The following is an 11,910-nucleotide window of genomic DNA, read 5'->3' on the forward strand; positions in this document are numbered from 1 at the left end:
GTAAAGTCGGCATCCACAGACCTGTCCCCAACCTCCCAAGCCTCTCCTCAGCTTATCCAGAATTGGGGTTGACGACACAGGACAGTCTTAAATTGGCTCCCTCTGGATAGCCTCCAGGAGCAAATCCAACTGGTCTTCCAGCACGTCTGGGTCAGGATCAAAGTCTCCGGCGCCTTGCCACCGTTCATTGATCAGACAAAGGCGCTCCACCAGGCCTGACGGCCCCAGTCTTGCGTTGGTTCGCACCAATTCGTTCAGGAGGGTGGGCAGCGACGCGGAGGGCAGTCCCAGGGCCTGCCCCAGATCTGCAGGCGTGCGTCCGGCCTGACGAAGCCAGTGCTTCACGAAAGCCTGAAGCTGTTTCCGGTCAGCATCGTCCAAGGGTCTTGAGCGCACCCCCGGGAATCTACGCTGAACCTGCGTCTCCTGCTGTTCTCCATGGGTCAGGTTTTAACCAGCGCGGTAGTGGCCTACATTCATGACCTCAGCTTCATGGTCTGTTTTGGCGCTCTGGTGATGGAGCGCCAGTTGATTCAGCCCAACCCTGATCGCCAGCGGGCCACCAGGATGGTCATCGCCGATGTCGTCTATGGCCTGGCGGCGTTGCTGCTGCTGGGAAGCGGCATCCTGCGGGTGCTCTATTTTGGGCAAGGGGCTGGCTTCTACACCCACAACCCCCTCTTCTGGACCAAGGTGGGGGTGTTCCTGGCGGTGGGGGCATTGTCCCTCTATCCCACCATCACCTACATCCTGTGGTTCATCCCCTTGCGCAAGGGGGAGTTGCCCCAGGTGGGGGAGGCATTGTCCACGCGCCTGGCCTGGATCATCAACGTGGAGTTGGTGGGCTTTGCCTCCATTCCCCTCCTGGCGGCACTGATGGCCCGTGGCGTGGGGCTTGCCCCCGCCTAAAGTGGAACTGTGGATCATTCCTGCAGTGAGCAATTTGACGTGATCGTTGTGGGCGGTGGCCACGCCGGCTGCGAAGCTGCTTTGGCCGCTGCCCGTCTGGGTTGTGCCACCGCCCTGTGTACCCTCAATCTGGATCGCATCGCCTGGCAGCCCTGCAATCCCGCTGTGGGCGGTCCCGCCAAAAGCCAGTTGGTCCATGAGGTGGATGCCCTGGGGGGCGTCATTGGCCGCTTGGCGGATGCCCACGCCATTCAAAAGCGCCTGCTGAATGCCAGCCGCGGCCCGGCGGTGTGGGCACTGCGGGCCCAAACCGACAAGCGGCGCTATGCCCTTGGCATGCAACGTCTCCTGCAGGAGCAGCCCAACCTGTCTCTGCGGGAAGCCATGGTGACCGATCTGCTCACCAGCGGCAGTCGCGGCGAGGGCAACCTGCGGATCCATGGGGTGGAAACCTACTTCGGCAGCCGCTATGGGGCCGAGGCGGTGGTGCTCACCACCGGCACGTTTCTGGAGGGGCGCATCTGGATCGGCGGCCGCTCCCAAAGTGCCGGCCGCGCCGGAGAGGCGGCGGCCACAGGCTTGACAACGGCTCTACAGCGGCTGGGTCTGGAGACGGGGCGCCTCAAAACCGGCACCCCCGCCCGGGTGGAGCGCGGCAGTGTGGCCCTGGGGGACTTGGAGGAGCAGCCCAGCGATGCGGCGAATCGGTATTTCAGCTTTGATCCCGAGGCGTGGGTGTCCGGTCCCCAACTCAGTTGTCAGGTCACCCGCACCACCGCCGCCACCCACCAACTGATCCGCGATAACCTCCACCTCACCCCCATCTACGGCGGCTTCCTGGATGCCAAGGGTCCCCGCTACTGCCCCTCCATTGAGGATAAAATTGTCCGCTTTGCCGAGAAGGCGTCCCACCAGATTTTTCTGGAGCCGGAGGGCCTTGACAGCCCTGAACTGTATATCCAGGGGTTCAGCACGGGGTTGCCCGAGGCCTTGCAACTGCAGCTTCTGCGCACCCTGCCGGGGTTGGAGCATTGCGTCATGCTGCGGCCCGCCTACGCGGTGGAGTACGACTACGTTCCCGCCACCCAGTGCTGGCCCAGTCTGGCGGTGAAAGGGGTCCATGGTCTGTACACGGCGGGCCAGTTGAACGGCACCACCGGCTATGAGGAGGCGGCAGCCCAGGGCCTGCTGGCCGGTCTCAACGCGGCGCGGCAGCTTGGGGGGCAACCGCCCCACGTGTTGTCCCGGGACAGCAGCTACATGGGCACCATGATCGACGATCTGGTGACTAAGGACCTGCGGGAGCCCTACCGGGTCCTCACCAGTCGCAGTGAGTATCGGCTGCTGCTGCGGGGTGACAACGCTGATCGACGGCTCACACCCATGGGCCGGGAGTTGGGCCTGGTGGATGATCGCCGCTGGCGCGTCTTTGCGGCCAAGCAACAGGCCATCCAGGCCCAGCGGCACCTGTTGGAGACCACCCGCCTCAAGGCCGGCGTGCCGGCGGGCGTGGCCCTGGCCAAAACCAGCGGCGCTGCCATCAAAGGTTCCATCAGCCTGGCGGAACTCTTGCGCCGCCCCGGTATCCACAGTGCAGATCTGCTCCGCCATGGGCTCATCTCCCCCCATGTGCCCACAGAGGTTCGGGACGGGGCGGAAATCGACGTCAAGTACAGCGGTTACCTGGAGCGGCAGCGCCAGCAAATTGCCGTGGTGGGCAAGCAGCACGGTCGCCCTTTGGCGCCCACCATCCCCTACCACACCATTACCACCCTCTCCAAAGAGGCCCGGGAGCACCTCAGCCATGTGCAACCCCTGACCCTGGGGCAGGCCAGCCGCATTCCGGGCGTCAGTCCAGCGGACGTCAATGCCCTCCTCCTCTGGCTGGAGCTACGGCAGCGGCGGCAGGATCAAAACTCCGGGATTTTGGCCTGAACCGGCCTGGCATTTAAGATGGATTGAGCGCATCATCATAGGTTCCTTTCCTCTTCCCCTTCTCATTAAGGCAGAATCTTTCTGCTGGTCGGCGAATTTCAGGGATGTCCTGGCAGGACAGAGTCCTGTGCCGTTGCCTGCCTTCTGGCGCCTCATGCTTATGAGCGACAGTAGCCCCACGCGCCATTTGAAGTCGCTGACGGGTGACGAGGTGGAGGTGGACCTGATCACCATGCAACCGGAAACCAAGCTTCCTCCCCAGTGCCCCAACGGCGTTCAAGACCTGACCGCTGCTCCTTATCTGCGACGACAGGTCTGGAAGCACTGTAGCCAGGGAACCCTCATGTGGGCTGAAAGCTGGTGGAATCAGCAAACCGCGCAAGAGATCTTCCATAACCGGAACGTTACCATCTGGCATAACCTCAGGCGGGATCTCGTGGAGCTGAATCGAGACATTGACCAACTGGGACAGGTGCAGGATCCACGGTTGCAAGAGCGCTTCGGCAGGACAGGACCCTTTTGGAGCCGCTCCTACAGTCTCTTCAAGGGTGGACAGGCGCTCACCGTGATCCGGGAAGTGTTTTCCCCTGCTTTGGAGAGGTACCTGGACGGGAATTCCCACCCAGGACCAGGAGAAGGTTAAGGTTTGTACATGGTTCTCTGTTCAACTGATCCACGCCTGCGCTTCCTGTGGATAGCCAGTCGCCGTAGCGTCCTGTGGGGAGAAGCCCCGGTGCAACTCAGCCCTGCCTGGCGCTTGATGCTCATGGGAGACGGGAGTCCCACCCGCCATCTGCAACTGCTCACCGGTCGGAGGGTGGAGGTGGAACTCATCGGCATGGAGCCGGAAACTCTCCCCTCCCCTCAACGCCCCCATGAGGTGGCGGAACTCCATGGTCCTCTGGTGCGGCGGCAGGTTTGGCTGCGCTGTGGCGAGGAAACCCTCATGTGGGCTGAAAGCTGGTGGAACCAGCAGGATGCCCAGGACCATCTCCGGGACCTGCGCCAGCCCATCTGGGCCAGCCTGTGCCAGGATCGGGTGGAGTTGTTCCGGGAGGTGGACGGCCTGGGACAGGTGGACAGTGCAGCTCTGGAGCAGCGCTTTTCCGCCTCCAGTCCTCTTTGGTGTCGTCACTATCGCTTTTTCAAAGGGGGGCGAGTGTTGACCGTGATTCGAGAAGTCTTTTCACCGGCTCTGGAGGCCTATCTGGGTAGCAGTTCCACCACGTCCTGATGGATGGCTTTCCCCATATCTTGAGACAAGCCGCCCCATCAAGACTGGGATCAGCTTCAGGGAAGTGTTGCATGCGACACCAATCTCCCATGGCTGATTATAGACTAACTCTTAAGTATATTATTAAGAACTCATCTGTTCAGCGATTCACAACTCTTCTGGAAAGAATCTAAAACTTTCCCCATTCGTGTTGTCGGTTGCCAGAGGAGGACCAAGCATTTGCAAAGTTACTGCTTCGCAGTTTTACCGAAGTTCGTTCAATGCACAGCCTTTCCCTCTCCCCGCCTCCATCCCGCAACGGCCACCAAATCTGGCTCACCTTGACGGAGCTTGGTCGATACTTCGGCATCTCCGCTGTCCATTGCGGCCATCACCTCAGCCAAGCCGGGCTGCGGGATGAAGATGGATTGCCTTTCCCCAAAGCCATTGATCAAGGCTACGCCTACAAACGGCCTGAGCACAACGCCAACCGCAGCGTGCTCTGGAATTATGATCGCTGCAGCGTCATTCTGCGGGATCATGGGCTGCACTCCGTTGAGGAGCAACGACTGGTGGAGCAGTGGGCTGATTTTCTGGAAGCCCTTCATGTGGGCTCTCCAGCCATTCTTGTCACTCCTCAGGAAATGGCTGATTCGGACATGCCCCATCACATCCGCCCCTGGGTGAACCAGTGTCTTGCCGCCCGGGGCAGCCAACTGCGTATCAGCCGGAAGAACCCTCAGACCAGCCGAGATCCCGTCAAGGAATCAGTAGAACAGGAGCGACTCCAGGTGTCCCCGCTGGCTGCGGCTTAGAGGAAAAGTGCAGGACATTCAATGGGCGTCCTGCATTTCGTAGAAATCCGGCTGAACGTAGTCTTTTCGTAAGGGCCAGCCTTGCCAATCCTCCGGCATCAGTAGCCGTTTGGGATGGGGATGGCCCTCATAGCAAATCCCGAACATGTCGAAGGATTCCCGTTCCTGCCAGTCGGCGCCGCGGTACAGACCGTAAAGGGATGGGGCCACGGGTGTCGCCCGGTCATGAAACACCTTGAGGCACACCTCCTCAGCACGGCCTGCCTCTGTAAAGGCACCCATCTTCACCAAGTGATAGAAGCTCACTAAGTGGCGCCCCACCCCTTCGTCATAGGCGCCCTGACACTGTAGGTAGTCAAAGCCCGACGCCTTGAGCGCTGCGGCCACGGGTTGGAGAACCAGTGGCTCTACGGCAATGGTCTCCACCCCCGCGTGATCCGGTTCCAGCACCTGATGGTCAAAGCCCTGGTGACTCAGCCACTGGCTGACCACTCCCGGCTCAGGCCCCGGGGGCGCTGCCTTTGGGGTGCTTGGGGAGGACGAGGCACTTTCACTCATGGGGTGGCTTGGCCAACGGATGGGGATGCATCAGGGCTGGTGGGCAGAAGTTCGCTCGCGAGCGGGGGTGAAGCCAGCGCCGCCAGGGACGGCGCCTGGGAGGCAGCAAGGGCAGCCTGCTGGCTCTCCGCCTGAAGGTAGCGACCCGAAACGACTGGAGCCACTATTTTCATGGCATGGGACACGGTGCAGTAGCGATGGGTGGGAAGCGTATTGAGGCGTGCCTCCGCCACGGATTCACTAGCCACTTTCTTGCGCAGCTTGATAATCGCGTCAAAGATGGCCTCCGGCCGGGGCGGGCAGCCGGGGATATAGAGATCGACGGGAATAAGCTTGTCCACCCCTCGCACCGCCGTGGTGCTGTCCGCACTGAACATGCCCCCAGTGATGGTGCAGGCCCCCATGGCAATCACGTATTTGGGCTCGGGCATCTGTTCGTAGAGGCGCACCAGGGCCGGAGCCATTTTCATGGTGATGGTGCCGGCGGTGATGATCAGATCCGCCTGCCGCGGTGAACTGCGGGGCACCAGGCCAAAGCGGTCAAAGTCGAAGCGGCTGCCGATCAGGGCGGCAAACTCGATAAAGCAGCAGGCCGTGCCATACAGCAAAGGCCAGAGGGAGGACAGGCGGGCCCAGTTGTGGAGATCGTCCAGGGTGGTGAGGATGACGTTCTCGGAGAGATCACGGGTCACCTGGGGCTTGCCCACGGGATTGCAGGCCTTGTCACGCAAGCTGCGCACTTGGGCAAGCTGCCCTGGCGGCACCATGGGCTGCGTGGGGGAACTTGTCGTTGGGGCAGGCATCACAGGGCTGGATTAGGGACAGGGTGGTGCCGGACGGATCCGACGCCGGATGGCTTGTGCAGTGAAGGGCCACCTGCTAATCATGACCACTCCAGGGCGCCCTTGCGCCAGGCATAGGCCAAGGCCACCACCAGGATGGCAATGAAAATCAGGGCCTCCACAAAGGCCAGTAACCCCAAGCGATGAAAAGCCACGGCCCAAGGGTAGAGAAACACCGTCTCCACATCAAAGACCACAAACACCAGGGCAAACATGTAGTAACGGATATTGAATTGAATCCAGGCACCCCCCTGGGGCTCCATCCCCGACTCGTAGGTGGTGGTCCGCTCCCCCTGACGACGGCGGGGGCCGATCAACTGGTTGGTGACCAGCGCCAGTGCCGGCACCGCGGCGGCGATGAGGAGAAAGCCCAGAAAGGCGTCATATCCGTCAAGAACAAACATGGATGGTCGCTCACCGTGCTTTGACTTTGCAGTCTGACACCGCAGGGGACGGGATTGAACGGCACCAAACCCAGCTGCTGCCTGATTCCGGCAATACAGTCACTTCAGCCACGTCCAGAGCACAGACGCCATGTCGTCCAACCCCAACTCCTCCTCACCACCTCCGGCAACCCCGGCGGACCACAACTCCTCACCTGGAGATGCCCCGATCACCAGTGTCCAACAGCCTCGTATCACCCGGGCCGCAGAGGCGGAGGCCATGGCCCGGCCACTGGACAGTGATCCCGCCAGTCATAGCTATGAATGCCGCAGTTGCGGCTATCGTTACGAGCCTGCCGAGGGTGTGGCCAAGCTGGGCATTGTGCGGGGCACCCCATTCTCCACATTGCCGGACAACTTTCTTTGTCTCGTCTGCCGCAGTCCCAAAGCTGCCTTCGTGGATGTGGGTCCCCAGAACCGACCCAGCGGCTTTACCCAGAATCTGAACTACGGCTTGGGCGTCAATCGCCTGACACCTGGTCAGAAGACCATCCTCATCTTTGGCGGTTTGGTGCTGGCTGCTGCATTCCTGCTGTCCTTCTACTCCCTGCATTGAGTTGGCGGTGCCTCCTCGCCGCTGACCACGCTCTCCCTTTTTGTCGCTCCACCCCATGTCCCCTTTGCTCCGCTCCCTGCTCAGCCTGTTGCTGGTCTGTGGTCTCCTCAGTGGCTGCGTCAGCACCAGGTTGGTCACCGCTGCCGAGAGCCCTTGGCAAGCCGTCCCCCTGAACACCCGCTCCAGCGGTCTGGACCTGGCCTTCAGCGACGAGAATCACGGCCTTCTTGTGGGCAGCAACCGCCTGATCCTTGAGACCAATGATGGTGGTAGGTCTTGGCAGGAGCGGGATCTGGACCTGCCCGCCGAGGAAAACTTCCGCCTGATCAGCATCAACTTCTCCGGGGACGAGGGCTGGCTTGTGGGGCAACCGGGTCTGGTGCTGCACAGCACCGACACGGGCCAGACTTGGAACCGTCTGCTGCTGACCAACAAGCTGCCGGGTGAGCCCTACCTGGTGACCGCCCTGGGACCGGAGTGTGCGGAGTTGGCCACCACTGTGGGGGCCATTTACCGCACGGACGACGGGGGTGAGCATTGGACATCACTGGTGGACGATGCCACAGGCGCCGTGCGGGATCTGCGGCGGGACGAGACCGGTGGCTACGTGAGTGTCAGCAGCCTGGGGAACTTCTACGCGGATTGGCATCCCGGTGAGGCCGGCTGGACCCCCCACCAGCGTCCCAGCAGCCAGCGGTTGCAAGCCATGGGCTTTACCCCCTCCGGTGACCTCTGGATGGTGAGCCGGGGCGCCCAGATCCGCTTCCCCGATCCGGAATCCACTCCCACGGACACGGGTGACCCCGCCTTTGGTGATGCCGTGATTCCCATCACCAACGGTTACGGCTACCTAGATCTGGCCTGGGCGCCGGACGGCAGCATTTGGGTGGGTGGCGGTAACGGCACCCTCCTCTCCAGCCATGACGACGGGGCCACCTGGTTGTGGGATCCCGTGGGCCAGCAGCAGCCCGGCACCTTCACCCGCATTCTTTTCGTCGGCGATGACAAGGGCTTTGTTCTGGGAGAGCGGGGCAACCTGCTGCGCTGGGTTGGCTGAGAGGTGTTACAGGTGCCCAGCAAGATGGCATTGATACCCCTGGATGGCACCTTTTTGCGTAAGCTCTGATGGTGAGTCGCAAAAGGCTATGGCTGCCGGTTCCACCGGGGAACGTCCTTTTTTCGAGATTGTCACCAGTGTGCGTTACTGGGTGATCCATGCTGTAACCCTGCCCTCCATCTTCCTGGCCGGGTTCCTCTTTGTCAGCACCGGTCTGGCATACGACGCCTTTGGGACACCCCGTCCTAACGAGTACTACCTCAGCGCTGAAGTGCGGCCTCCAGTGGTGAGCGACCGCTATGACAGCAAACTGCAAATCGACCAGCGCCTAAGCACCCCCACCCCATGACTTCCAGCCTGAACAACCCGGGCCAAGCGCCCCGTGTCTATCCGATTTTCACGGTCCGTTGGTTGGCGGTCCATGCCCTGGCGGTGCCCACGGTGTTCTTCCTGGGGGCTATTGCCGCCATGCAATTCGTCCGTCGCTGAGACCCCATACATCCATGGAACGCAACCCCAATCCCAACAGTCTTCCGGTGGAGCTCAACCGCACCAGCCTGTTTCTGGGCCTTCTGCTGGTCTTCACCTGTGGAATCCTCTTCTCCAGCTACTTCTTCAACTGATCCGAAGTCCTTCTTCCCATGAGCAACACCCTGAAAGGCCCTGACGGTCGTATTCCTGATCGACTGCCCGATGGTCGGCCGGCCGTTCCCTGGCGTTCTCGCTGGACAGAGGGTGTTCTGCCCCTGTGGATTGTCGCCACCGCCGGCGGCATGGCGGTGATTTTCGTGGTGGGCCTGTTCTTCTACGGGGCCTACACGGGCGTCGGCTCTGCCTGACGTTAGTCCGCCAGCAGCCGTTCCACAGTCTTGGAGACTTCTGCTGCCGGCAAGGTCCATTCTTCCCCCATGTCCAAGTCCGAGCCACTCTGCGGGGGGTGATGGAGCCACTTCAGCTTCACCACCCCAGCCTGGGCCTCCTGTTCACCGATGATCACCGCCAGCCGTCCTCCCAGACGGTCCGCCCGCCTGAACTGGCGGGCAAAGGTGGCGCCAGACAGGTCCAGTTCCACGTGCAGCTTGGCCTGCCGCAGTTGCCGTGCCAGCACGAGAGCACGCACCTGGGCTGACTCTCCCCGATTCAGCAGTACCACCTGGGGAGGGGTTGCATCCTTCTGGCTGCCGAGAAGCAACACCAGGCGTTCGATCCCCATGGCCCAACCCATGCCCGCCGTGGGGGGGCCACCCAGGATGGCCGCCAAGCCGTCGTAGCGACCACCCCCACAGACCGTGGCTTGGGCGCCCAGTTGGTCGGAGGTGATCTCAAAAGCTGTATGGGTGTAGTAGTCCAGGCCACGCACCAGTTGGGGCGTAATCACAAAGGGAATGTCCAGGGCCTGAAGCAACTGGCAGACACCCTCGAACCGCTCCCGGCTCTCCTTGCCCAGGGTGGTCAGGAGTTGGGGCGCCTCCCTGAGCAGGTCCTGGGTGGTGTTGTTCTTGCTGTCCAGAATGCGCAAGGGGTTGGTGGCCAGGCGCTGCCGGGAATCCGGGTCCAGTTGCTGCACCCGCTGCTCTAGCCAGCCCACCAATTGTTCCCGATAGCAGCGACGATCCTCAGGGGTTCCCAGGGTGTTGAGCTGCAACTGCAGCCCCTGAATCCCCAGATCACCCAGCAGATCCCAAGCCATGGCCATGGCGTCCACGTCGCTGCGTTCCTCAGCAACCCCCAGCAACTCCAGACCAAGTTGATGGAACTGCCGCTGCCGACCCGCCTGGGGCCGCTCATAACGAAACATGGGTCCCATGTACCACAGGCGCTGGTGTCCCTGGTTGAGAAGGCCGTGCTGAATGGCGGCCCGCACCACGCTGGCGGTGCCCTCCGGTCGCAGGGTGCAGGAGCGCTGGCCACGATCCTGGAAGGAGTACATCTCCTTGCACACCACGTCTGTGGCTTCGCCGATGCCACGGGCAAACAGCGCAGTGGCTTCCAGCAACGGCGTGCGGATTTCCCGTACCCCGGCCCGATGGAAGTGGTGCCGGGCCTGCTCCTCCACCTGTTGCCAGACCATGGTTTGCCGGGGCAACAGATCCACCATCCCCCGCAGCGTTTGCAGCCGTTCCAACGCCATTCCCGAGACTGACCCCATATCTAAGCCACCTGACAGCCATGACGGTGCTGATGCCAGGCCCAGGCATGGCGCACCATGGTGGTGAGTTGGGAGTACCGGGCAGCCCAGCCCAGCTCCCGGGTTGCCTTATCCGTGGCGGCCACCAACACCGGCGGATCACCAGGACGCCGCGGCGCCACGGAGACCGGCAGAGAACATCCCGTGACGGCCTCCGCTGCAGCGATCACCTCCCGTACGGAATGACCCCGGCCTGTACCCAGATTGTAAGTGAGCGCGTCTTGCCGCTGGCCGGGCGTTTGCCGGCAGAGGGCTTCCAGACCCAGCACGTGGGCATGGGCCAGGTCTGTCACGTGGATGTAATCCCGCAAACAGGTGCCATCCGGGGTGGGGTAATCGTCCCCGTAGATGGTCAACGGCCCAGGGCATTTGCCGCCGATGGTGTGCAGCACCCGCGGAATGAGATGGGTCTCCGGTGTGTGGTCTTCACCAAGATCACCGGTGGGATCCGCTCCCGCCGCATTGAAGTAGCGAAGGATCACCGCAGGCAGCCCATAGGCCGTGGCCCAATCCCGGATCAACATCTCCACCATCCATTTGCTGCGACCGTAGGGGCTGATAGGCTGCTGGGGGCAGTCTTCGCTGATGGGCATCCGCTCCGGATGGCCATAGGTGGCGCAGGTGGAGGAAAACACCAAGGGCATGGGCGGCCTGTGACGACGTTGCGCTTCCCGGACCACGGCCTCCAGCAGCACCATGGTGTCCCCCAGGTTGTTGCGGTAGTAGGAGGCTGGGTCCATAACGGACTCCCCCACGGTGGTGTAGGCGGCGAAGTGGAGTACTGCTTCAACGTGCTGCTGCGCCAGGATGGCCTGCAACTGCTGGCGATCCCCCAGTTGGACCACCACCAGTGGCACTTGCAGCACCTGCTCAACCAGATCACGATGACCATGAACCAGGTTGTCCAACACGATGGGGTGATGGCCAGCGTTCTGAAGAGCTCGAACGGTGTGGCAGCCGATGTAGCCACCACCACCGGTCACCAAAACGCGCATTTTTGCTGGGACAGCATGATCCGTTCCCATCTTAGGGCAGTGGCTATAAGGGCTCCGGCATGACATCCGGAAGCTCTGGTGGTCAGCCTGATGGTGGGCAGTTGGTCCTGGCGGGTGGTGGCCACAGCCATGTGCTGGTGCTGCGCCACTGGGCCATGGGTCGCTGGCCCTTGCCGCCTGCCACAGCCGTCACCCTGGTGAACCGCAGCAGCACCAGCCTCTACAGCGGCCTGATTCCTGCTGTGCTGGCGGGTCAGGTCCACCCCGACGCCGGCGCCATTGATCTGCGCCGTCTCTGCGCCGCTGCGGGGGTGAGCTTTGTGCAAGCCGAGATCACCGGCCTGGACCTGAAACAGCAGCAGTTGCAACTGCACAGCACCCTGGGCGCCCCCGTGCCGG

17 protein-coding genes and 1 pseudogene are annotated in these 11,910 nt (G+C 62.1%); 12 read left to right on the forward strand and 6 right to left on the reverse strand.

Annotated elements, in window-relative coordinates; translation table 11 throughout:
- Nucleotides 1-87 precede the first annotated feature (87 nt).
- Nucleotides 88-381 (reverse strand): hypothetical protein, encoded by a 294-nt coding sequence (locus FLM9_RS05010; protein WP_074457543.1) that lies wholly within the window; start codon nt 379-381, stop codon nt 88-90.
- Nucleotides 382-438: 57 nt separating this feature from the next.
- Here FLM9_RS05010 and FLM9_RS05015 point away from each other — a divergent pair, with 57 nt between their 5' ends.
- From FLM9_RS05015 to FLM9_RS05035, 5 genes are all read left to right on the forward strand, one after another.
- On the forward strand, nt 439-909 hold the full coding sequence (locus FLM9_RS05015; RefSeq protein ID WP_074457544.1) for a DUF2214 family protein: 471 nt from the start codon (nt 439-441) through the stop codon (nt 907-909).
- Nucleotides 910-918: 9 nt separating this feature from the next.
- Nucleotides 919-2,844 carry a tRNA uridine-5-carboxymethylaminomethyl(34) synthesis enzyme MnmG gene (gene mnmG, locus FLM9_RS05020; protein ID WP_074457545.1) on the forward strand — a complete coding sequence of 642 codons (1,926 nt, stop codon included), beginning with the start codon at nt 919-921 and terminating at the stop codon, nt 2,842-2,844.
- 64 nt (nt 2,845-2,908) lie between these two features.
- Nucleotides 2,909-3,487, forward strand: coding sequence for a chorismate lyase (locus FLM9_RS05025; RefSeq protein WP_074457557.1), 579 nt, complete (start codon nt 2,909-2,911; stop codon nt 3,485-3,487).
- Nucleotides 3,488-3,496: 9 nt separating this feature from the next.
- Nucleotides 3,497-4,078 carry a chorismate lyase gene (locus tag FLM9_RS05030; protein ID WP_074457546.1) on the forward strand — a complete coding sequence of 194 codons (582 nt, stop codon included), beginning with the start codon at nt 3,497-3,499 and terminating at the stop codon, nt 4,076-4,078.
- Nucleotides 4,079-4,398: 320 nt separating this feature from the next.
- Nucleotides 4,399-4,872: a hypothetical protein gene (locus FLM9_RS05035; protein WP_143324611.1), complete on the forward strand. Its 474-nt coding sequence runs from the start codon at nt 4,399-4,401 to the stop codon at nt 4,870-4,872.
- A gap of 18 nt (nt 4,873-4,890) precedes the next feature.
- On the opposite strand, the gene FLM9_RS05040 is transcribed toward FLM9_RS05035, so the two are convergent.
- The 3 genes from FLM9_RS05040 to ndhC all read right to left on the reverse strand — a co-directional run bounded on the left by FLM9_RS05040 (nt 4,891) and on the right by ndhC (nt 6,676).
- Nucleotides 4,891-5,430, reverse strand: coding sequence for an NAD(P)H-quinone oxidoreductase subunit J (locus tag FLM9_RS05040; protein ID WP_074457548.1), 540 nt, complete (start codon nt 5,428-5,430; stop codon nt 4,891-4,893).
- Nucleotides 5,427-6,197, reverse strand: a complete 771-nt coding sequence (locus FLM9_RS05045; protein ID WP_074457549.1) for an NADH dehydrogenase subunit K — start codon at nt 6,195-6,197, stop codon at nt 5,427-5,429. The genes FLM9_RS05040 and FLM9_RS05045 overlap by 4 nt, the downstream gene beginning before the upstream one ends.
- A 116-nt stretch (nt 6,198-6,313) precedes the next feature.
- Nucleotides 6,314-6,676 (reverse strand): NADH-quinone oxidoreductase subunit A, encoded by a 363-nt coding sequence (ndhC, locus tag FLM9_RS05050; RefSeq protein WP_074457550.1) that lies wholly within the window; start codon nt 6,674-6,676, stop codon nt 6,314-6,316.
- A 130-nt stretch (nt 6,677-6,806) separates the two neighbouring features.
- Here ndhC and FLM9_RS05055 point away from each other — a divergent pair, with 130 nt between their 5' ends.
- From FLM9_RS05055 to FLM9_RS05080, 6 genes are all read left to right on the forward strand, one after another.
- The gene (locus tag FLM9_RS05055; RefSeq protein WP_074457551.1) at nt 6,807-7,271 is read left to right on the forward strand and encodes a rubredoxin; all 465 of its coding nucleotides are present in this window, start codon (nt 6,807-6,809) and stop codon (nt 7,269-7,271) included.
- A gap of 55 nt (nt 7,272-7,326) precedes the next feature.
- Entirely contained in the window at nt 7,327-8,328 is a 1,002-nt protein-coding gene (locus FLM9_RS05060) for a photosynthesis system II assembly factor Ycf48 (RefSeq protein WP_074457552.1), read from the forward strand.
- Nucleotides 8,329-8,416: 88 nt separating this feature from the next.
- On the forward strand, nt 8,417-8,677 hold the full coding sequence (gene psbE / locus FLM9_RS05065) for a cytochrome b559 subunit alpha (protein ID WP_074457553.1): 261 nt from the start codon (nt 8,417-8,419) through the stop codon (nt 8,675-8,677).
- Nucleotides 8,674-8,817: a cytochrome b559 subunit beta gene (gene psbF, locus FLM9_RS05070; protein ID WP_025781750.1), complete on the forward strand. Its 144-nt coding sequence runs from the start codon at nt 8,674-8,676 to the stop codon at nt 8,815-8,817. Before psbE ends, psbF begins: the two co-directional genes overlap by 4 nt.
- Nucleotides 8,818-8,831: 14 nt before the next feature.
- Entirely contained in the window at nt 8,832-8,951 is a 120-nt protein-coding gene (gene psbL, locus FLM9_RS05075; protein WP_074457554.1) for a photosystem II reaction center protein PsbL, read from the forward strand.
- An 18-nt stretch (nt 8,952-8,969) separates the two neighbouring features.
- Nucleotides 8,970-9,167: a photosystem II reaction center protein J gene (locus tag FLM9_RS05080; RefSeq protein WP_074457555.1), complete on the forward strand. Its 198-nt coding sequence runs from the start codon at nt 8,970-8,972 to the stop codon at nt 9,165-9,167.
- Nucleotides 9,168-9,169: 2 nt separating this feature from the next.
- Here the strand turns inward: FLM9_RS05080 and hisS are convergent, their stop codons facing one another.
- Both hisS and galE read right to left on the reverse strand, forming a co-directional pair.
- Nucleotides 9,170-10,453: a histidine--tRNA ligase gene (gene hisS, locus FLM9_RS05085; RefSeq protein WP_074457558.1), complete on the reverse strand. Its 1,284-nt coding sequence runs from the start codon at nt 10,451-10,453 to the stop codon at nt 9,170-9,172.
- A 26-nt stretch (nt 10,454-10,479) separates the two neighbouring features.
- On the reverse strand, nt 10,480-11,511 hold the full coding sequence (gene galE, locus FLM9_RS05090; RefSeq protein WP_081340206.1) for a UDP-glucose 4-epimerase GalE: 1,032 nt from the start codon (nt 11,509-11,511) through the stop codon (nt 10,480-10,482).
- Between the two features lie 59 nt (nt 11,512-11,570).
- Here galE and FLM9_RS05095 point away from each other — a divergent pair.
- A pseudogene (locus tag FLM9_RS05095) lies at nt 11,571-11,910 on the forward strand (hypothetical protein); the annotation flags it as partial.

Source organism: Candidatus Synechococcus spongiarum, assembly GCF_900047545.1.
Lineage (GTDB): Bacteria > Cyanobacteriota > Cyanobacteriia > PCC-6307 > Cyanobiaceae > Synechococcus_B > Synechococcus_B spongiarum_C.